Origin of the sequence: Mycobacterium sp. 2YAF39 (assembly GCF_052114565.1) — a bacterium.
Lineage (GTDB): Bacteria > Actinomycetota > Actinomycetes > Mycobacteriales > Mycobacteriaceae > Mycobacterium.
In genome coordinates this window covers 133,468-153,515 of the sequence record NZ_JBFREZ010000006.1, presented here as the reverse complement: position 1 = coordinate 153,515, position 20,048 = coordinate 133,468, and the positions used below count along the sequence as shown (strand labels likewise).

Genomic DNA, 20,048 nt, shown 5'->3' with positions numbered 1-20,048 from the left:
GCCATGACGAGCCTGCCCAGAGTCGGGCTCGGTACCGACGTACACCCGATTCAGGCCGATAGGCCCTGTTGGTTGCTGTGTCTGTTGTTCGCTGACGGGGACGGCTGCGCCGGACATTCCGACGGCGATGTCGCAGCTCATGCGTTGTGTGATGCCCTGCTGTCCGCGGCCGGACTCGGCGATCTCGGTGAGGTGTTCGGCACCGGACGTCCCGAATGGCGCGATGCCAGCGGCGCGGACATGCTCAGGCACGTGCGTGGGCTCCTGACGGAGCAGGGGTATCGCGTCGGCAACGCCGCCGTACAGGTCATCGGCAATCGGCCGAAGGTGGGCCCGCGCAGGGCCGAGGCGCAGACGTTGCTGTCCGAACTCATCGGGGCCCCGGTTTCGGTGTCGGCGACCACGACCGACGGCCTGGGACTGACGGGCCGGGGTGAAGGTTTGGCCGCCATCGCGACCGCCTTGGTCGTTGGCCCCGAATAGGCCCGGTAAGCTGGCCCGTCGTGACCGACCTGCGGCTATACGACACGATGACGGGCGCCGTCCGTGACTTCGTGCCGGTGCGGCCCGGGCACGTCTCCATCTATCTCTGTGGTGCCACCGTCCAGGGCCTGCCCCATATCGGGCACGTCCGCAGCGGCGTGGCGTTCGACGTCCTGCGCCGCTGGCTGATGGCGAAGGGCTACGACGTCGCGTTCATCCGCAATGTCACCGACATCGACGACAAGATCCTCAACAAGGCCGCCGACGCGGGCAGGCCGTGGTGGGAGTGGGCGGCCACCTACGAGCGTGCGTTCTCGGCCGCGTACGACGCGCTGGGCGTGCTTCCGCCGTCGGCAGAGCCGCGGGCCACCGGACACATCACCCAGATCATCGAGTTGATCGAGCGCCTGATCGAGCGCGGGCACGCCTACGTCGGGGGCGGGGACGTCTACTTCAACGTGCTCAGCCTGTCCGACTACGGAAAACTCTCGGGCCACCGGATCGACGACGTGCATCAGGGTGAGGGCGTCGCGACCGGCAAGCGCGATGAACGCGACTTCACGCTGTGGAAGGGCGCGAAACCGGGCGAACCGTCCTGGCCGACGCCGTGGGGTCGTGGCAGGCCGGGCTGGCACACCGAATGCGTCGCCATGTGCGAGGCATACCTCGGTGCCGAATTCGACATCCACGCGGGCGGTATGGACCTCGTGTTCCCGCACCACGAGAACGAGATAGCGCAGGCCGAGGCCGTCGGCGATCCGTTCGCACGGCTCTGGTTACACAACGGCTGGGTGACCATGGGCGGCGAGAAGATGAGCAAGTCCCTGGGTAACGTCCTGGCGATACCGGCTGTGCTGCAACGTGTTCGGGCCGCAGAACTTCGCTACTACCTCGGCAGCGCGCATTACAGGTCGATGCTGGAGTTCAGTGAGACCGCACTGCAGGACGCCGCGAAGGCCTACTCGGGTATCGAGGATTTCCTGCACCGCGTGCGGAACCGGGTGGGCGCGGTGGTGCCGGGCGAGTGGACCCCGAAATTCGCGGCGGCACTTGACGACGATCTCGCGGTGCCGATCGCGCTTGCAGAGGTCCACGCCGCCCGTGCCGAGGGCAACCGCGCACTGGACGCCGGCGACCACGAAACGGCACTGGCCCAGGCGATGTCGATCCGCACCATGATGGGCATCCTCGGCGCCGACCCGCTCGACGAGCGCTGGGAGTCCAAGGACGAAACCTCTGCCGCACTTGCCGCCGTCGACGTGCTCGTGCAGGCCGAGGTGCAGCGACGGGCCGACGCCCGGACACGGCGTGACTGGGCTGAGGCCGACGCGATCCGCGACCGCCTCAAGGAGGCCGGGATCGAAGTCACCGACACCGGCGACGGACCGCAATGGACACTGTTGGACGGTTACACCAAGTAATGGCCGGAAACTCCAAACGCCGTGGCGCCATACGCAAACCCGGCACCAAGAAGGGGCCGACCGTCGGATCGGGCGGTGTACGCCGACGCGGTCTCGAAGGTAAGGGCGCGACGCCGCCCGCCAAGGATCGCGCCCATCATCCAGCGGCGAAACGCGCCGCGAAGGCTGCCAGACAGCAGCGCGGCCGTCAGCGCAAGACAGACGACGTCGAACTGGTGCTCGGGCGCAACCCCGTTTTGGAATGCCTGCGCGCGGGTGTTCCCGCCAGCGCGCTCTACGTCGCGCTCGGCGCTGAATCCGACGAGCGTCTCACCGAATCCGTAACGAGGGCAGCTGATTCCGGCATAGCAATTCTCGAGGTGCCGCGGATCGATCTCGACCGGATGAGCACCAACGGTTTGCACCAGGGCATCGCGTTGCAGGTGCCGCCGTACGTATACGCGCATCCCGACGACATGTTGAAGACGGCGACGACGGACGTGTCGCCCGCGCTGCTCGTCGCCCTGGACAACATCTCCGACCCGCGCAACCTCGGCGCCATCGTGCGGTCGGTATCCGCATTCGGCGGCCACGGCGTGCTGATCCCCCAGCGGCGATCGGCATCGGTGACCGCGGTCGCATGGCGCACCAGCGCGGGTGCGGCGGCGAGGCTGCCGGTTGCCAGGGCAACGAATCTCAATCGCACGCTCAAGGATTGGGCCAACGCGGGCCTGCAGGTGGTGGGACTGGACGCCGAAGGTGACATCACGGTCGACGAACTGGACGGTTCGGGCCCGATACTCGTCGTCGTCGGTTCCGAGGGCAAGGGACTGTCCCGGCTGGTCCGGGAGAACTGCGATGCCATCGTATCCATCCCCATGGCGGGCCCGACGGAATCGCTGAATGCCTCGGTGGCCGCAGGCGTGGTCCTCGCCGAGATCGCCCGCCAGCGCCGGAGTTAACGCGCGGGCGCGAACACCTCGGTCAGCGCAGGCAACTTCGGTTCGATGCCGGCGCCCGGCGTGACCCGCCGTAGCCGACGTGCCACCCATGGCGCGGCGAACGCCGTGGCCCATCGCAGGTTCTGCCACCAACTGCGTGCCGGCGGTGACGACGCGAGAAGCGCGGCCGAGCGTGAGGTGAGGTTGTGCGGAACAGTCAGCGTGTCAAGCACTTTGGCGGCCATCCGTTCGTGGCCCAGCTGCGAAAGGTGGATGCGGTCGCCGTCCCACAGTCGGGGGTCGCGAAATTCTGCGAATCGCCAGAAGTCCACCAGCTGCAGACCGAGGTCGTCGACGACGGTGCGCAGCAACTCGTTGTAGATCGCGGCGCGGCCGCGCAGCCGGCGGAACAAGGGCACTGTGCCCAGGTCGGCTGCCGTGAAGGTGAGCACCACCGCGCCGCTCTGCTGAAGCGTCTTCAGCGCATCCGCGAAGCGCGCCATCATCGCGTCGATGTCGTTGCGCACCATCAGCAGATCGTTCATGCCTGCGTAGATCGTGACGATGTCTGGTTCGAGCATCACCGCGGCCTGGATCTGCTCGTCGAGGATCTCGTCCATGGTGCGACCACGCACCGCCAGATTGGCGTAGCGCATCTCGGGATTGCCCTGTGCGAGCACCTCAGCCACCCGATCGGCCCATCCGCGCAACCCGTTCGGATGGGTAGAGCTGGGGTCGCCGCAACCCTCGGTGAACGAATCTCCGAGTGCCACGTACCTGCTGAACACCGCCGGCGGAGCTGGCGATTGAGACACAGCCATGACACCAATTTGACGGATGCTACGGCCGCGCGCACCCCGCAGCGCCGGTGGTGGCCGAATCGACGTTCAGTGTCCGCCTGTTGTTTGGACTGCGGTAACCGGGAGCTACTCGCTGTGCGGCAACGACTCTCGCGCTGGCTCCTTGGCCGGCTTCATAACCGCGGGGCGCCACCGCTCCGGCAGTGCGCGCAGGATCCCGCCGAACAGAATGACCGCGGTGATCGCGGCCCCCGCGATGACGAATACCGATGCCGACGGGAATGCGGCTTCGGCCAGCATGTAGATACCGAAGACAAGGAACAGGGCGGCGGCGACGACCTGGATGATCCGCTCGGGCAGGTGCTTACCCGCGACCACGCCCACGAGTATCGCCAGCCCGTCGGCGACCACCATGCCCAACGTCGAACCCAACCAGACGCCCACCCAGTCCCGATCCGCGGCCAGGGTGACGGTGGCGAGCATCGTCTTGTCACCGAGCTCGGCGAGCACGAACGCGGACACGACCACGAAGAATGCAGGTGCGGTGGCGCGTTCGGCGCGGCTGGTCTCGCTCTCACTCAGGCTGTCCCCGCGCAGTGTCCATAGGCCGAAGAGCAGGAACGCCACACCGGCGAGGATCCCGAGCAGATGCGTCGGCAGGGCAGCGCCCAAATAGTGGCCGATGGCAACGGAAAGCAGATGTACCGCGATGGTCGCCGTCGTGATTGCCGACAGCACGACCCACCAGCGGTAGCGCAGCGCGAACATCATCGCCACGAGCTGGGTCTTATCACCCAGCTCGGCGACGAAGATCACGGCGAAACTGAACAGCAGAGCGGCGATCACCAGCAACTCCTACGTCTCTGGCTGCCTCCGGGGGATTCGATATGACGCCTCCGGCCGGCAACCACAATGGTCTATACGGCCGAAGGTCTCGCCCACCGGTGAATATCGCCGGTTCGAGTGGCCGGGCTTCGCGGATTTCGCCGCAAGGCCAGTGTGTCGACCATTCGATTGGGGGCTACTCCCCTTCGCTATTAGGCAGCCTAACCGCCGTGGGGGCCGCACGCAACCTTGGTGAGCTGAATTACGTTATCCACCAGTAGTATTGGCGTCCGATCAACAAATTTCGGCAACCCGAAAGCGGTGTGATCAGACGCCGAATATCTTGATTCCCAGCCACAAACCCACCACGGACGCCATAAGCGTGAACGGCACGGTACATGCGCCGATGCGGGTGAACTCGGCGAATCCGGCGGGCATCTCCCGGCGAACGACTCCTCGCCACAACAGGTTCGCCAATGAGCCGACATAAGTCAGGTTCGGGCCGATATTGACCCCGATCAGGACGGCGAGCACGGCGGCAGGACCCGAGGCCGCGACAAGTGGAAGCATCACCAACACCGCCGGCAGGTTGTTGACCAGGTTGGACAACACGGCGGCGATCGCGGCGAACCCGAGGAGCGCGGGCAGTGTGTTGCCGCTGGGCAGCACATCGCGCATCGCGGAGTCCAAGCCGTGGAGCATCACCGCATTGACGACCACACCGAGGCACAGCACGAATGCCAGGAACGGAAGATCGACCGCGGCGACGATCCGTGTGACAGTCGTGTCGCGCCGGGCGAGTGCGCGCACGCCGAGGATCGTTGCGCCGGCCAGGGCCGCCCATGCCGGGGAATGTCCGAGCAGAGAGGTTACGGCGAATCCGACGAGAGTGAGCGCGAGGACAACCAGAACGAAAACCGGCACATCGGTAGGTTCGCTGGCATCGACGCGCTCCGGTTCGGTCGCCAGGTCTCTGGCGAAAAGCCAACGCAACAGCAAGAATTCGACGGCGATGGCCGCCAACCAGGGCAGCGTCATGACCGCGGCGAAATGCAGGAACGACAGTCCGGCGGCGGTGAACGCCAACAGGTTGGTGAGGTTCGACACCGGCAGCAGCAGCGACGCACTGTTGGCCAGGTGCGCCGTCGCATACGCGTGTGGTCTCGCGGGCACCTTCATTGTGCGTGCCGTCGCGAGGACGACCGGAGTCAGGAGCACGACCGTGGCGTCGAGGCTGAGGATCGCAGTTGTCGCAGCGGCGATGACGAACACCATGGACAGCAGGTGTCGGGGGTTGCCCGCGCTGAACCGCGCCATCGCCACCCCGGCCGCCCGGAACAGGCCCTCGTCGTCGCACAACCGCGCCAGCACCAGGATCGCGGCGAGGAAGCCGACGACCGGCAGCAGTCGGCGCACCTCGGCCAGCGCCTCGGGTACCGAGATCACGTCCGTCGCGATGAGCGTTGCAGCGGCCGGGATCGCGACGACGGCCTCAGGCCAGCCGTGCGGCCGGATGACAGCGAAAAGCAGCACGACAGCCAGTGCGACGAGCGCCAGGCTCAATTCCACGGGTCTGCGCGCTGCCAGAGTGTCGGTAGATGCAGCGCGACTCCGTCCTCGCGCGCCAGTCGGGACAGCACCCGCATCGTGACGTCCAGGTCGTCACCCGCGTACGGCAGTGCGCGTAGCGGCTTGTGCAGCGGACGGAAGAAGTCGTCCCAGTGAATGAGCACGACGCGGCGGGCACCTACAGTCCGTACAGCTTCTGTCCAGTAGTCGACCAGATACCGCTCAGGCTGGACGCCGAGTTGCCCGACGCCCAGGTACACGACGTCGGCGCGCTGTCCGGCGAGCGCGCCGGGAACGAAGCCCGCGCTGCCGACGATCAACAGCCGACGGTCGGACGGTCGGTGGTGCACGAGCGTCGACCACGCTTCACCGCATTTGTACGCCGAGGCTCGCACCGGCGGTACGACCGGTTCGGTAATGACGCCGGGAAATCGATCGGGTGGGCAATGCGCCCCCTCCAACAGCGTGACGTCATAGGCGCCAAGGCTTATCGGTTCGCCGGGCGTGACGACGACGAGGCGATCCTCGGCCAACCCGTGGCCGCGGCCCACCTGAGCCGCGGACGTTCCGCCGACCAGCTTGGCGCCGGTGCGTTCGGCGACCACGGCGGTGTCCATCGCATGGTCGAAATGGGTGTGCACCGGCATCACCGCCTCCAGTCGCTGCACCCCGATCCGCGCAAGGGATCCGTCGATGCGGGGCGCCGACGGCGACAAGGACCGCAGTCCGACCTCGGCGAGGCTTGGCCGCGAGAAGAAGCCGTCGGTCATCAGGGCCGATTCGCCGTCGTCGACGAGCAGCGTGGTGACCCCCACCCACGTGATGGTCAGCGGTGCGCCGTCGGACGCAGCGGGGGCGTCGAAGTAATCGGCGTAGTCGGCCAGATCAGGCCTGCCGAGTTTGAGCCGCATGGCGCCACCCTATGGGGTCAGAACACCCGCCCGGGAACCAGGACGACACGCCAGCCGTCGGGATCCTCGAAGGTCAACGCGCCGACCTCGGCCCAATAAGGGTTCTCGGCGGCGACGGGTGCGTGGCCGGTCTTTGCGAGTCTGTCGACGACCACAGACATCTGTGCGCCGCTGTGAAAATAGAGGACGAGCAGATTCTCGCGCGACGGTGCCGGGCCGGGACTGCCGTCTACGTGCGAGGTGAACTCGAGGTGGCAATCGGTGTCGGGAAGTCCGATCATCACGCCGTTGTATCCGGTGTGGTCCTCGAACCGGTAGATCACCGGCAACCCGAGGGCCTGGGTGTAGAACTGTTCGACGTCGGCGAGTCGGTCTGTGGGCCGGGCGATCCGCACCTGCGTCAATGAGGTCGTCATGACGAGAGTGTGCAACCTCAACGCAGCTTGAGGTCAACGACGACCGCTAGAGTGCCAGGGTGTCGCGCGTCGAGAACATTCCCGTCATCGCACTGACTGGTTATCTCGGCGCGGGTAAGACCAGCCTTCTCAATCACGTCCTTCGGACTCCGAGAGTGCGAGTTGGCGTGGTCATCAACGACTTTGGTGCACTGAACGTGGATGCCGGACTTGTCACCGGCCAGATCGACGAGCCCGCCTCGATCACCGGCGGCTGTGTGTGCTGCCTGCCGGACAACGGGGGCCTCGACGACGCGTTGACCAAGCTCGCCGACCCACGGCTTGACCTCGACGCGATCATCGTCGAGACAAGCGGCTTGGCGGACCCTGTCGCTGTCGCGCAGCTGCTCCGTTTCAGCGGTGTTGCCGGCGTGCGGCCCCGGGGGCATCATCGATGTCGTCGACGCCACCACCCACTTCGACGTCGTGGATCGAGAATCGAGTCCGCCGGCGCGGTATGCCGCCGCATCGTTGGTCGTCGTCAACAAGCTGGATCAACTGCCCACCGCCGACCGGCAACCGATGCTCGAGCGAATCGAGCAACGCGTCCGCGAACGGAATCCCGTTGCTCCCATCGTCGGTACGGTCGGCGCGCGAATCGATCCCGCCTTGTTGTACGACCTGCCGGGGTCGGGTGACGAACCGGGACAACTTTCTTTGCGCGAACTCTTCTTCGACTCCGACGCGGTGCCGTCCGCTCACGCCGACGACGGCCATACCCACGCCGACGCCGTCACCGTGACGGGCGCTGGATGTATCGACCCTGGCAAACTCCTTGATCTGCTTGAGGATCCGCCGTCGGGGGTGTACCGACTCAAGGGCACGATCGCCGTGCGATATCGCTCGGCGGTGCGGACATACGTCGCCAATCTGGTCGGCCCGAACATTCACATCGCCACCGCGCCGACGACGGCTACGCCCAACAGTCTCGTTGCCATCGGGATGGATCTCGATACCGAGCGCGTGCGCGCCCTACTCGACGATGTGCTCGACCCAAAGGATGGCAACGCCCCGGCCGACGCCCTCCGCCGCCTGCAGCGCTATCGCCGGCTCAGCCTCTAGGTGAATGCCTTCAGCTCGACACCGTCGGAGGCCAGGCGCGCGCGAACCGCGTTGGCGATCTGCACGGCTCCCGGCGAATCACCGTGCACGCACACCGATTCGACGGTGATCGGAATCATCGAACCATCGGCAGCGGCCACCCTGCCCGCGGTCACCATCGACGACACCCGGTCCGCGATCTCGTCGACGTCATGCAGCACGGCGTTCTGCAGCCGACGGGACACCAGCTGTCCGTCGGAGCGGTACGCACGGTCCGCGAACGCCTCTGGCACAGTGCGCAATCCGAGGTCGGTCGCCTCGGCGAAGAACACCGAATCCGAAAGGCCGAGCACCGGAAGCGCCGGGTCGACGGCGTGTACGGCCTCGGCGACCGCTCGTGCCTGACCATGATTGGTGACGATCGTGTTATACAGCGCGCCATGGGGTTTGACGTAGCTGACCGTCGAGCCGGCGACATGGGCGATAGCCTGTAGCGCGCCGATCTGGTAGATCACGTCGGCTTTCAGATCCTCCGGATCGGCATCGATGAAGCGCCTGCCGAATCCGGCGAGATCGCGGTAGCTGACCTGCGCACCGATCCGCACTCCGCGTTCGGCGGCGGCCCGGCACGTCCGCACCAACAGTGCGGGGTCGCCGGCGTGGAAGCCGCAGGCGACGTTGGCGCTGGTGACGACGTCGAGCATGGCGTCGTCGTCGCCGAGGGTCCACACTCCGAAGCTCTCACCCAGGTCGGCGTTCAGATCGACGGTCACGTCGACCAGCCTACGATCGGCGCGGGCCCGCCCCAGCTGTTCTCGGACACGAATTCGCCCAGCGGCCGGCCAAGAGCCCAATGGTCGATCTCGAGCTGCGGGCGATCGGGAAACTCCGGCACTGGGCCGAGACACAGAACGGCGACGGCTTCGGCATCGCCGGGCAGACCGAGCAACTCCTCGAGCCGCTGCGGATCGAAGATCGACACCCACCCCATCCCGAGGCCCTCGGCGCGCGCGGCCAGCCACAGGTTCTGGATCGCGCACGACACCGACGCGAGATCCATCTGCGGCAATGTGCGCCGGCCGAACACGTGAGCTTCCCTGCCGTCACCCAACGCGACGACGAACAACTCGGCGCATTCCAGGATCCCCTCGACCTTGAGCGCCAGGAACTCCTCGCTGCGTGCCCCCAGCGCTTCGGATGTGCGCAGTCGCTCCTCGTCGACGACGTCGTGGATGCCTGCGCGCAGCGCGGGATCGGTGATCCGGATGAACCGCCACGGCTGCATCAGCCCGACGCTCGGCGCGGCGTGTGCGGCCTGCAACAGCCGGACCAGCACCTCCTCGGGTACCTCGGCGTCGGGGACGAAGCGGCGCATATCGCGGCGCTCGGCGATCACCCGGTAGATCGCGTCTCGCTCCGCAGGGCTGAACGCGTGATCGGTCACGCCGGTCAGCTTAGGTGGCACGATCGAAGGGTGACTCGTGACCAGGTGCTGATCAGCGGCGCCGAACTGGAGCAGCGGTTCGGAGACGGCGACCGGCCGACGATCCTCGACGTGCGCTGGCAGCTCACCGAACCCGATGGCCGTGCCGCCTACGAACGCTCGCACATTCCCGGCGCCATCTACGTCTCGCTCGAAGATGAGCTCAGCGACCACACCGTCACCGGACGCGGACGCCATCCGCTGCCGTCCGGTCGTGACATCGAGGCGGCCGCGCGGCGCTGGGGTGTCCGCGACGGGGTAGCGGTTGTCGTGTACGACGACTGGAACCGGGCAGGCTCGGCACGTGCGTGGTGGGTGCTGACCGCCGCCGGCATTCCGGATGTGCGAATCCTGGACGGCGGACTGGCCGCATGGCGAGGTCCGCTCGAAAGTGGTGCGGTGACGCCGCAACCAGGCGACGTCACGGTGCCCCATGACGACCTGTATGCCGGCGCGCTGCCCACGCTCACCGCCGAACAAGTGACGGCGCCGGATGTGACGCTGCTGGACGCCAGGGCGCCCGAACGTTTCCGCGGCGACGTCGAACCCATGGATCCGATCGCGGGCCACATTCCCGGGGCGCGCAATGTGCCGAGCACCAGCCTGCTGGACAGCGATGGGCGCTTCGTGTCCGATACGCCCGAGTTGACCGGTGCGGTGGGCGCGTACTGCGGATCGGGTGTCACGGCCTCGGTCGTGGTCGCCGCGCTTGCCGCGGAGGGTGTCGACGTCGCGTTGTATCCGGGCTCGTGGTCCGAATGGTCTTCGGAATCAACCCGTCCCGTTGAGCGCGGTTGATTTTCCACGGCGGCCGACGAGCCAGCACAGCAGGAAGATCGCAAACGAGATCGTGGTGACGAACACCGATACCGGCACGCCGGGGGCCAGCGACAGCATGATTCCGCCGACGGCCGACACTTCGGCGAAGACCACAGAGGCGACGACGGCTGCGGCAGGGGAGACGAACACCCGTGCTGCGGCCGCCGCGGGCGTGATCAGCAGGGACATCACCAGCAGCGCCCCGACGATCTGGACGCCCTGTGCGGCCACCACGCCGACAAGTGCCGCGAACACAATGCCCAACGCCCGCACCGGAACTCCGCGTCCGGCCGCCACCTCGGGATCGACGGTGGCGAACAGCAGCGGACGATAGGAGACCGCCAGCACCACGATGACGACCACCGATACCACGGCCAACAGCGCCAGTCCCGAATACCCGACGCCGACGATCTGGCCCGTCAGCAGTGCGAAACTAGTCCCGGTGCGACCGGGGTAGAGGTGGATGAACAGCACCGCAAGGCCGAGCCCGAACGCCAGCACCACACCGATCGCCGAATCCCGTTCGCGGGCGCGCTGACCCAGGATGCCGAACAAGACCGCCGCCAGCGCACACCCGATGAGTGCGCCGATCCCGACGTTGAATCCGGCGAGCAGTGCGAAGGCCGCGCCGGTGAGGGACAGCTCGCTGGATCCGTGCACCGCGAACGACATCTGCCGCATCACGATGAAGGGCCCGATCAATCCGGACACCAGAGCGAGCAGTGCGGCGGCGAGGAGCGCCTGCTGAACGAAGTCGCGGCGCAACAGGTCCAGCGTGATGTCGAACGAGAACAGGTGGGCCAGCAGTTCGGAGAGTCGGTCAGTCATGGGCGTGTCCGCTCGCATGGCCGGAGTGATCGAGGTGCTCACCGACGATGACGTAGCGGCCACCGACCTTCACGACGTCGATGTCGGCGCGATACAGCTCCGACAGCGTCGCCGAGGTCATCACCTCCTCGACGGTGCCGACCCGGAATCGGCCGTCGACCAGATACAGCACCCGATCTACATACGGCAGAACAGGATTGACCTCGTGGGTGACGAAAAGCACCGCGGTGTTCGCCTCGCGACGACGCACATCGATGAGGGCCGATACCAGTCGCGCGTTTGCGGGGTCGAGGTTGAGCAGGGGCTCGTCGCACAACAACAGCACCGGATCGGTGGTCAGCGCCTGCGCGATGCGCACCCGCTGGAGCTCGCCGCCTGACATCACGCCGACCGGCACACCCGCAAGTGCCTGCCCGTTGACCTGATCCAGCGCCCTGCGTACTGCTGCGCGTTTGGCCGATCGGTCGCTGAGCGTCGTGAGTCCCCATCGGTGACCGTCGAAGCCAAGGCCGACGAGGTCACACCCGCGCAGCGACAGCCCGTTGTCGACGGCGCGGTGCTGGGGCACGTAACCGATTCGCCGACTGCCCTTTTCGACCGGCTGCCCGCACACCGTCACTGTGCCCGAGGTCAGAGGCAGCTGGCCGAGAAGCACCTTGAGCAGGGAGGTCTTTCCCGTGCCGTTGGGTCCGAGCACGGCGATGAATTCACCGGCGTGCACGGTGAGGTCGAGTGCGTCCCAGAGCGCGCGTTCGCCGAACGCCAGCCGGGCACCGGTCAGTTCGGCGACGACATCAGCAGGCACAGGACTGATTATCTGTTCGCCTGCGGTGCCTTATCCAACTGGCTCGCCAACTGTTCGGCGGTTTGGCGCTGCCAGGTCAGATAATCGGTGCCTGCCGGCAGGGTCTCCGTGACGGTCACCACGGGTATCGATGCGCGCGCGGCGGCGTCTTGAAGCTGTTTGGTCACCGCGGTCTCGGTCTGGGAGTTGTACAACAGGGCGGACACCTGCCGCTTGCTGATCAGGTCGAGCATGGCCGCCAGGTCGGCAGGCGACGGGTCGGTGTCCTCCTCGATGGCGTTCGAGAAGCCTTCCGGCGTCTTGTCGGTGATGCCCGCGTTGGCCAGCAGATAGTGCGCGACGGGCTCGGTCGCCACCACCGAGGCGCCGGGGTGGGCGCGGCCGATGCCTTGCTCCAGCGTCAGGACCTGGTCGGCCTTCCTGGCGAATTCCGCTGCGTTGGCGCGGTAGGTGTCGGCGTGGACGGCGTCGATGGTGGACAGTCGGTCGGCGATCTGCGCGGCCACGGCCTTGGCGGTCGCCGGGTCGTAGAAGACGTGTTCGTTGGCGTTCGGCGAGGCATTGGGCAGCAGCTTGTAGGCGTCGACGGTCGGCACATCCGGATTGTTGGCCAGCACGTCGTCGACCCAGTGGTCATAGTCGCCGCCGTTGAAGACCATCAGCGACGCATCGGCGATGGCGGCGGCGTTGGCCGGCGTCGCCTCGTAGGAGTGGGGATCGTCGACCGCACTGTCGAGGATCGACGTCACAGTCGCGTGATCGCCCGTGACTGCGCTGGCCACATTGCCCCAGACGTCGGTGGAGGCGACGACGGTCGGGGTGCCGTGGTCGGGTTGCGACGATTCCTGCTGGGCGCAGCCGGCGACTCCGATCGCCACCGCCACCGCCGTGGCCGCCGCAAAACTGGCACGCATGCGCATACTCGCGTGAACCCTCCGAATAGAAATGAAAACCGTTTCCAATAACTCTAACCCACAGCATCCCGGGGAAGGCAACTCGATCCGCTACCGTCACAGCATGTCCAGGAGTCCAGCGCCACGGCGCCGGGCGACACTGGCCTCGTTGGCCGCCGAACTGAAGGTTTCGCGGACCACCATCTCCAACGCCTACAACCGGCCCGACCAACTGTCGCCCGACCTGCGTGACCGCGTGCTGGCCACCGCGAAGCGACTGGGCTACCCGGGGCCGGATCCGGTCGCCCGCTCATTGCGCACTCGTAAAGCCGGGGCGGTCGGACTCATGATCACCGAGCCGCTCAACTATTCGTTCAGCGATCCGGCCGCGCTGGACTTCGTTGCGGGCCTTGCGGAGTCATGCGAGGAGGCGGGCCAGGGGCTGTTGTTGGTGGCGATCGGGCCGAACCGCAGTCTCGACGAAGGCGCCTCCGCTGTGCTCGCGGCGGGTGTAGACGGGTTCGTGGTGTACTCGGCGTCCGACGACGATCCCTATCTCGCGGTGGTCCTGCAGCGGCATCTCCCGATCGTCGTCGTCGATCAGCCCAAGGATGTTCCCGCCACCTCGCGGGTGTGCATCGACGATCGCGAAGCCATGCGCCAGCTGGCCGAACACGTTGTGGGCCTTGGTCACCGGGAGATCGCTCTGCTCACGATGCGGCTCGGCCGCGATTGGCCGCACGGGGGACCGCGGCCCGCGCTGGCAGACCCCGAGCGCGTCAAGACTCCGCATTTCCACGTTCAGCGCGAGCGCATCCAGGGTGTGCGCGACGCGATGACGGCCGCCGGCCTGGACCCGGAGTCGTTGACCGTCGTCGAGAGCTATGAACACCTGCCGACGTCGGGAGGCGCCGCCGCGGAGGTTGCGCTCGGTGCCAACCCCCGCATCACCGCGCTCATGTGCACGGCGGATGTGCTGGCGCTGTCGGCGATGGATTATCTACGCGCACACGGGATTTACGTGCCCGGCCAGATGACGGTCACCGGCTTCGACGGGGTGCCGGAAGCGCTGCGACGCGGCCTGACGACCGTCGTCCAGTCGAGCCTGGAGAAGGGCCGCAGTGCCGGCCGCCTGTTGCACAACCCACCACGCTCGGGTCTACCGGTCATCGAGGTCCTGGACACCGAGGTGGTCCGTGGCCGCACATCCGGCCCGCCGTCCTAAGTCTGTTCGCGGCGCTTGTCCAGCAGGTAGGCCAGCGCGGCCGCGACGTCGTCGGGCGAATCGACGCGGAAGCCGGCCACTGTCTCGCCCGGGCCGACCTTGACGCCGATGTCGCCGTCGCGCATCCGGGCGAATGCCTTCTCGTCGGTGACGTCGTCACCGAGGAACACCACCGCCGTCGAGGCGGTCTGCTCGCGCAGGATATCCACGGCCTCACCCTTGTCCGTCGAGATGACCGCGAACTCGAGCACCGCCTTACCCGCCGTGGTGTGTGCGTCCCAGGCAGCCGCGGCGCGACGGGCCTCCTCCAGCGCCGCCTCGCCGTCGGCGGGACTCGCGTTGCGCACGTGAAGAGCTACGGAGGCAGGTTTGGTCTCCACGGTGACGCCGGGCCTGCCCGCCGCGATCTCGTTGAGCTCGGCGACGATTCGCGCCAGCAGACCCTCGTCGATGTCGTGGGCGAAGCCGGTGTCGAACTCGGCCCCGTGACTACCGACGAGATGGACGCTCGACGGCATCGCCGAGAGTTCTCGCAGCACACCGAGAGCGCGCCCCGACACCAGGGCCACGGCGGTGTCGGGGAGGTCGGCGAGCGCGGTCAGTGCATCGGCTGCATCCGGCAGCATCCGCGCATCGGCGGGATTGCCGACGATGGGCGCGAGGGTTCCGTCGAAGTCGCAGGTGACGAGCAGCTTGGGAAGCCCGGAGATCGAGTCGAGCGCGCGCTGCAGATCGGCCGGGAGCACGCCCTAGATCTTAGGGTGCTCTCCGTCGCCGATCAGCAGGCGTACGGCGAGATCCAGTCGTTTGCTGACGTCGGTCGCCGAAGCCCGCCGGGTTAGCCAGGCAAGCAGATTCGACAACCACACATCGGAGATTACCCGCGCGATGTGGTACTGGTCCTCGGTCGGTTCGCCGTCGCTCATCGCCCTGGCGAACATAGAATCCATCAGCTTGCCGACGTGATCAACCTCACCTGCCGCGGACGCGTCGGCGAACACGAATGCCCGCGTCATCGCCTCGGTCAGCAGCGGATTGCGCTGCATCGCGCGGTTGAGCTTGCCGACCATGATGTTCAGCCGCTGATAGGGGGTTCCGCCGGACAGCGCCGCGCGGTCGGTCTTGGCGTCGATGCGTTCGAACTCCCTGCCCAGCGCCGAGACCAGCAGGTGCACCTTCGACGGGAAGTAGCGGTACAGCGTGCCCACGGCGACATCGGCCCGTTCGGCGACGGCGCGCATCTGAACTGCCTCGTAGCCGCCCTTGGAGGCGATCGCCAGGGTGGCGTCGAGGATTCGCTTGCGGCGTTCCCGCTGAGCTTCGGACCCGAGCTCGGACTCGGCAAGTACCGCCACGTTCATCACCTGACGCGGTCGCGTATCCGCCCCCGAACCCGCGTTGGGCTGTGCTGGCGATGACATGTGGTCAGCTGCTCCTTCATCGATGCGTACCCGCCAAAACGATACGCATGCCAGACTCGATTTTCTCACTCCAGCGCCCCCACGGCACCATCGTGTCCTGCTGCGATGGCGGTCGACTTGACGCTCGATCGCTGGCACTATTAGAACACGTTCTAGTGGGAAGCATCGTCTTCTCGCCCAAACGCTAGGAGCAGACGGTGTCAGCCACAATTACCGACGAACAGTTTGCCGCGCGCGAACTGGTCCGTAGCTGGGCGGCCGCTTCCAGCGTCGCCGAGGCGGCACGCAACGTCGAGCAAGGCCAGCCGGACGCGTGGCGAACCGCCTACGACGGCCTGGCCCAACTGGGAATCTTCGGCGTTGCGCTCGCCGAGGACCTGGGCGGTGCTGACGGCACCGTCGAGGATCTGTGCGCGATGATCGACGAAGCGGCCGCGGCCCTCGTCCCCGGCCCCGTCGCGACCACGGCGCTGGCCACACTTCTGATCGAGCGGTCCGATGTTCTGGAGTTGCTGATCGCCGGCGAGCGCGTTGCGGGTGTGGCCTTGTCGGCCGATATCCAATTCGACGGCACCGTTGCGTCCGGCACCGCCGAATACGTACTCGGCGCCGATCCGGCCGGGTTCCTGCTGCTGCCCGCCGGGGATTCCGTCGTACTGATCGACGGTAGCGCCGACGGCGTCGCGATCGAACTGCTGAAGGCGACCGACTTCTCGCGGCCACTGGCTCGCGTCGTGCTGGACTCCGCGCCCGCAGAGGCACTGTCCGTATCGCCTCAGCGTTTCGCCGACGTGGCCGCCACCGTGCTCGCGGCCGAAGCCGCCGGGTTGGCGCGCTGGGCGCTGCAGACCGCGACGGAATACGCGAAGGTGCGCGAGCAGTTCGGCAAGCCGATCGGCAGCTTCCAGGCCATCAAGCACATGTGCGCCGAGATGCTTCTGCGTTCCGAACAGGCCTCGGTCGCTGCGGCCGACGCGGCGAGAGCGGTGAGTGATGCCGACGAGCGGCAGCTGTCCATTGCGGTGGCGGTGGCCGCGGCCGCCGGCATCGACGCTGCGAAGGCGAATGCGAAGGACTGCATTCAGGTGCTCGGCGGCATCGGAATCACCTGGGAACACGACGCGCATCTGTATCTGCGGCGCGCGTACGGCATCGAGCACTTTCTCGGCAGTGCGCATCGGTGGCTGAGTCGCGTCGCAACACTCACCCAGGAGGGTGTGCGACGCGACCTGCGCATCGATCTCGAATCGGTCGAACATCTGCGGCCCGAAATCGCTTCTGCGGTAGCCGAAGTCGCCGCACAACCCGTCGAGAAGCGGCAGGTCGCATTGGCCGACTCCGGGTTGCTCGCACCGCACTGGCCACGCCCGCACGGCCGCGAGGCCGGTCCGGCCGAGCAGCTGCTGATCGACCAGGAACTGGCCAAGGCCGATGTCGTCCGGCCCGATCTGGTCATCGGGTGGTGGGCGGTGCCAACCATTCTCGAGCACGGCAGCCCCGAGCAGATCGAGCAGTTCGTGCCCGCAACGCTGCGTGGCGAATTCATCTGGTGCCAGTTGTTCAGTGAGCCCGGCGCGGGGTCTGATCTGGCCGCACTGCGCACCAAGGCGGTCCGTGCCGACGGGGGTTGGAAGCTCACCGGGCAGAAGGTGTGGACGTCTGCGGCGCACAAGGCGGCCTGGGGTGTGTGCCTGGCGCGTACCGACCCCGATGCGCCAAAGCACAAGGGCATCACCTATTTCCTGGTCGACATGAAGTCCCAGGGCATCGACATCCGGCCGCTGCGCGAGATCACCGGCGACAACCTGTTCAACGAGGTGTTCTTCGACGACGTCTTCGTGCCCGACGAGATGGTGGTGGGACCCGTCAACGACGGCTGGCGACTGGCGCGCACGACGCTGGCCAACGAGCGGGTCGCGATGTCTCACGGCACCGCGCTGGGCAATCCGATGGAGGAGTTGTTGCGCACGGTCGCCGACCTCGATCTGGATCCGACAGGACAGCATCAGCTCGGCGCGATGATCCTGGCGGCTCAGATCGGGTCGTTGATGGACCAGAAGATCGCGGAACTGGCTGTGGGAGGCCAGGATCCGGGACCACAGGCCAGCGCGCGCAAGCTGATCGGTGTGCGGTACCGACAGGGGCTGGCCGAACTGCGGATGGAACTCTCCGAAGGCGCAGGCGTCGTCGACAACAAGACTGTGTTCGACTTCCTCAACACCCGCTGCCTGACCATCGCAGGCGGTACCGAGCAGATCCTGCTCACCATGGCCGGTGAGCGGCTACTCGGGCTCCCGCGTTAACTGAAGCTGGCCTGCGCGCAGGCGTCGGGCGTCGTCAGGTTGACGCCTGAGTACACCGCCTGAATGTGCGCGCACACGATCAACGGAACATCGGTGCGGGGCTGGCCGGTGCGCGCGTCCACCGGGAACGCGTTTCCGTGCCACGTGAACTTCTCCGGTGGTCCGCCGCCGAAGAAGACCGTCTGGAACACGACGTCGGTGGGAGACTTGAACGAACGGGTGTTGACCAGGTCGTAGTCGAAGTTGATGTACACATTGCGATCCATCGTGCGCAGCGTCGTGGACTGCCGGCCGTAGAAGTCGCCGGGGAATCCGATCACGCCTTCCGGTGCACGAAGGTTGGCCGCGGTTTCGAAGGCGCACCTGCCTTCGGCCGCTATGCAATTGGCTGTCGCGTGCATTTCGATGCTCTGCGCGGGGTTGACCGGAATGGATGAATTCGCGGTATTGACCGCCGCGTTCGCGGGCGCAGTGGGCGTGACGAGTGCGAGCGTCAGACAACTCGCCGAGATAACCGCAAGCATGCCGGCCAACCGGTTCGTCACATTGCTCCCCTCCGAGGCGGCGACATCCAAACCCGGAGCCGCTGGCGGCGACATCGAAACCCGGTGCCGCGAATGGTAGCCCGCGGGTTACTCGTCGTAGGTGACTTCGACCGAATCGGATCGCGGCTTGGCCTGGCAGCCGAGGATCAGGCCTTCGTCGAGGTCGGACTGCTCGAGCACGTCGTTGATCTCCATCTCGACATCGCCGGTCTTCTTCAGCACCGCGCATGCCCCGCAGTGGCCCTCGCGACAGGAGAACGGTGCGTCGAGGCCCTTGTCTAGCAGCACATCGAGCAACTTCGCGTTGCGTGGCCACGTGATCTCATGCTTCTCGCCGTCGAGCGTGACGAGGGCGGTGGCGGGCCCCTCGTCGCTGTCGTCTGGATCATCGGCGTCAACCACGACCCGCGCGAACGGGTCGGACTCCAGCGACTTGAACACCTCGATGTGGATGCGTTCGGCGCCGACGGCCTTGAGTGCTTCCTCGGCCGCGACCATGAAGGGGCCAGGACCGCAGATGTAGGCGTCGTGGCCCGAATACGGTTCTGCAAGCCCGGCAAGCGCCGCCGCGCTCGGCAGCCCCTGCACACTGACGAGCCAGTGCACGACGGTGAGCCGGTCCGGGTACTTGACGGTCAATTCGCGCAGCGCGTTGCCGAAGATCACCGAGTTCTCATCCTGATTCGCATAGATCAGGACGACCTTGCCGCTGCCCTCCGCGAGTGCCGACTTGCAGATCGACATCATCGGCGTGATGCCGCTGCCCGCCCCGAGCAGCAGGAAGTCCGTGTCGAGGGTCTTGGGAACGAAGGTTCCCGACGGCGCCAGAACATGGATCTTCATGCCGGCGTGCGCATGGTCGCAGAGCCAGTTCGACGCGTAGCCGTCCTCGGTGCGCTTGACGGTCACCGTCAGCGGATCGTCGGTGAACGGCGAACTGCACAGCGAGTAGCAGCGGGCGACCGACCCGGTGCGGTCGCTGGGCACGCGCAGCGTCAGGAACTGGCCTGGTGAGTAGCGCAACCGGTCGGCCGGAATTTCGGGAGCATCGGGGCCGTCGGGCACCGTGAACACCAGCGAGCGCGCGTCGTCGGTCTCCTCGACGACATCGGCCAGCTGCAGCTCGAGCACATGGCTACCGAGCGGCTCGTCCGTCACGACCTGCACCCTTCCTCATCGGCCAACAGGAGCAATAACTAGAACAGGTTACAGAAATGCATGTGCCCAGGTCCAGCCCCCGCAGGTATGCCCTTCTCGACACAAATCGTAACGTGTTCTAATCTCCTTCTAGGCCCAAACGC

The 20,048-nt window shown here is 66.7% G+C and carries 20 protein-coding genes and 1 pseudogene; 7 read left to right on the top strand and 14 right to left on the bottom strand.

Going from position 1 to position 20,048, the window contains the following annotated elements; translation table 11 throughout:
- Window positions 1–3 precede the first annotated feature (3 nt).
- From ispF to rlmB, 3 genes are read left to right on the top strand one after another with little or no spacing between them, the layout of a single operon-like run.
- Window positions 4–483 (top strand): 2-C-methyl-D-erythritol 2,4-cyclodiphosphate synthase, encoded by a 480-nt coding sequence (ispF, locus tag AB4Z42_RS18445; protein WP_442010662.1) that lies wholly within the window; start codon window positions 4–6, stop codon window positions 481–483.
- Window positions 484–503: 20 nt separating this feature from the next.
- A complete protein-coding gene (cysS, locus tag AB4Z42_RS18440) occupies window positions 504–1,904 on the top strand; it encodes a cysteine--tRNA ligase (protein WP_442010661.1) in 1,401 nt (466 codons plus the stop codon).
- Entirely contained in the window at window positions 1,904–2,845 is a 942-nt protein-coding gene (rlmB, locus tag AB4Z42_RS18435; RefSeq protein WP_442010660.1) for a 23S rRNA (guanosine(2251)-2'-O)-methyltransferase RlmB, read from the top strand. The genes cysS and rlmB overlap by 1 nt, the downstream gene beginning before the upstream one ends.
- Here rlmB and AB4Z42_RS18430 read toward each other — a convergent pair.
- From AB4Z42_RS18430 to AB4Z42_RS18410, 5 genes are all read right to left on the bottom strand, one after another.
- Window positions 2,842–3,645 (bottom strand): SGNH/GDSL hydrolase family protein, encoded by an 804-nt coding sequence (locus AB4Z42_RS18430; protein WP_442010659.1) that lies wholly within the window; start codon window positions 3,643–3,645, stop codon window positions 2,842–2,844. The two genes, rlmB and AB4Z42_RS18430, sit on opposite strands and share 4 nt — an antisense overlap.
- A 105-nt stretch (window positions 3,646–3,750) precedes the next feature.
- Window positions 3,751–4,470: a TMEM165/GDT1 family protein gene (locus tag AB4Z42_RS18425; protein WP_442010658.1), complete on the bottom strand. Its 720-nt coding sequence runs from the start codon at window positions 4,468–4,470 to the stop codon at window positions 3,751–3,753.
- A gap of 306 nt (window positions 4,471–4,776) precedes the next feature.
- Complete coding sequence (locus AB4Z42_RS18420; protein ID WP_442010657.1) at window positions 4,777–6,018, bottom strand: SLC13 family permease; 1,242 nt, start codon at window positions 6,016–6,018, stop codon at window positions 4,777–4,779.
- A complete protein-coding gene (locus AB4Z42_RS18415) occupies window positions 6,009–6,929 on the bottom strand; it encodes an MBL fold metallo-hydrolase (RefSeq protein ID WP_442010656.1) in 921 nt (306 codons plus the stop codon). The genes AB4Z42_RS18420 and AB4Z42_RS18415 overlap by 10 nt, the downstream gene beginning before the upstream one ends.
- A gap of 17 nt (window positions 6,930–6,946) precedes the next feature.
- Entirely contained in the window at window positions 6,947–7,345 is a 399-nt protein-coding gene (locus AB4Z42_RS18410) for a VOC family protein (protein WP_442010655.1), read from the bottom strand.
- A gap of 59 nt (window positions 7,346–7,404) precedes the next feature.
- On the opposite strand from AB4Z42_RS18410, the pseudogene AB4Z42_RS18405 reads away from it, so the two are divergent.
- Window positions 7,405–8,446 (top strand): annotated as a pseudogene (locus AB4Z42_RS18405) (CobW family GTP-binding protein).
- Here the strand turns inward: AB4Z42_RS18405 and AB4Z42_RS18400 are convergent.
- Entirely contained in the window at window positions 8,443–9,207 is a 765-nt protein-coding gene (locus tag AB4Z42_RS18400) for a LamB/YcsF family protein (RefSeq protein ID WP_442010895.1), read from the bottom strand. The pseudogene AB4Z42_RS18405 and the gene AB4Z42_RS18400 overlap by 4 nt on opposite strands.
- Window positions 9,195–9,869: a 5,6-dimethylbenzimidazole synthase gene (gene bluB / locus AB4Z42_RS18395; RefSeq protein ID WP_442010654.1), complete on the bottom strand. Its 675-nt coding sequence runs from the start codon at window positions 9,867–9,869 to the stop codon at window positions 9,195–9,197. The genes AB4Z42_RS18400 and bluB overlap by 13 nt, the downstream gene beginning before the upstream one ends.
- A 30-nt stretch (window positions 9,870–9,899) precedes the next feature.
- Here bluB and AB4Z42_RS18390 point away from each other — a divergent pair, with 30 nt between their 5' ends.
- The gene (locus AB4Z42_RS18390) at window positions 9,900–10,706 is read left to right on the top strand and encodes a sulfurtransferase (RefSeq protein WP_442010653.1); all 807 of its coding nucleotides are present in this window, start codon (window positions 9,900–9,902) and stop codon (window positions 10,704–10,706) included.
- Here the strand turns inward: AB4Z42_RS18390 and AB4Z42_RS18385 are convergent.
- The 3 genes from AB4Z42_RS18385 to AB4Z42_RS18375 are packed head-to-tail and all read right to left on the bottom strand — an operon-like array spanning window position 10,680 to window position 13,280.
- Window positions 10,680–11,555, bottom strand: coding sequence for a metal ABC transporter permease (locus tag AB4Z42_RS18385; RefSeq protein ID WP_442010652.1), 876 nt, complete (start codon window positions 11,553–11,555; stop codon window positions 10,680–10,682). The genes AB4Z42_RS18390 and AB4Z42_RS18385 overlap by 27 nt on opposite strands.
- Window positions 11,548–12,360, bottom strand: coding sequence for a metal ABC transporter ATP-binding protein (locus AB4Z42_RS18380; RefSeq protein ID WP_442010651.1), 813 nt, complete (start codon window positions 12,358–12,360; stop codon window positions 11,548–11,550). Before AB4Z42_RS18380 ends, AB4Z42_RS18385 begins: the two co-directional genes overlap by 8 nt.
- A gap of 8 nt (window positions 12,361–12,368) precedes the next feature.
- Window positions 12,369–13,280 carry a metal ABC transporter solute-binding protein, Zn/Mn family gene (locus AB4Z42_RS18375; protein ID WP_442010650.1) on the bottom strand — a complete coding sequence of 304 codons (912 nt, stop codon included), beginning with the start codon at window positions 13,278–13,280 and terminating at the stop codon, window positions 12,369–12,371.
- A 97-nt stretch (window positions 13,281–13,377) separates the two neighbouring features.
- On the opposite strand from AB4Z42_RS18375, the gene AB4Z42_RS18370 reads away from it, so the two are divergent.
- A complete protein-coding gene (locus tag AB4Z42_RS18370; protein WP_442010649.1) occupies window positions 13,378–14,478 on the top strand; it encodes a LacI family DNA-binding transcriptional regulator in 1,101 nt (366 codons plus the stop codon).
- On the opposite strand, the gene otsB is transcribed toward AB4Z42_RS18370, so the two are convergent.
- Window positions 14,475–15,224, bottom strand: a complete 750-nt coding sequence (gene otsB / locus AB4Z42_RS18365) for a trehalose-phosphatase (protein WP_442010648.1) — start codon at window positions 15,222–15,224, stop codon at window positions 14,475–14,477. The two genes, AB4Z42_RS18370 and otsB, sit on opposite strands and share 4 nt — an antisense overlap.
- Window positions 15,225–15,227: 3 nt before the next feature.
- Window positions 15,228–15,833, bottom strand: a complete 606-nt coding sequence (kstR, locus tag AB4Z42_RS18360) for a cholesterol catabolism transcriptional regulator KstR (RefSeq protein WP_260992074.1) — start codon at window positions 15,831–15,833, stop codon at window positions 15,228–15,230.
- Between the two features lie 263 nt (window positions 15,834–16,096).
- On the opposite strand from kstR, the gene AB4Z42_RS18355 reads away from it, so the two are divergent.
- Window positions 16,097–18,202 (top strand): acyl-CoA dehydrogenase family protein, encoded by a 2,106-nt coding sequence (locus tag AB4Z42_RS18355; RefSeq protein WP_442010647.1) that lies wholly within the window; start codon window positions 16,097–16,099, stop codon window positions 18,200–18,202.
- On the opposite strand, the gene AB4Z42_RS18350 is transcribed toward AB4Z42_RS18355, so the two are convergent.
- On the bottom strand, window positions 18,199–18,747 hold the full coding sequence (locus tag AB4Z42_RS18350; protein WP_442010646.1) for a hypothetical protein: 549 nt from the start codon (window positions 18,745–18,747) through the stop codon (window positions 18,199–18,201). The two genes, AB4Z42_RS18355 and AB4Z42_RS18350, sit on opposite strands and share 4 nt — an antisense overlap.
- A gap of 87 nt (window positions 18,748–18,834) precedes the next feature.
- Window positions 18,835–19,914: a 2Fe-2S iron-sulfur cluster-binding protein gene (locus tag AB4Z42_RS18345; RefSeq protein WP_442010645.1), complete on the bottom strand. Its 1,080-nt coding sequence runs from the start codon at window positions 19,912–19,914 to the stop codon at window positions 18,835–18,837.
- Window positions 19,915–20,048: the final 134 nt, after the last annotated feature.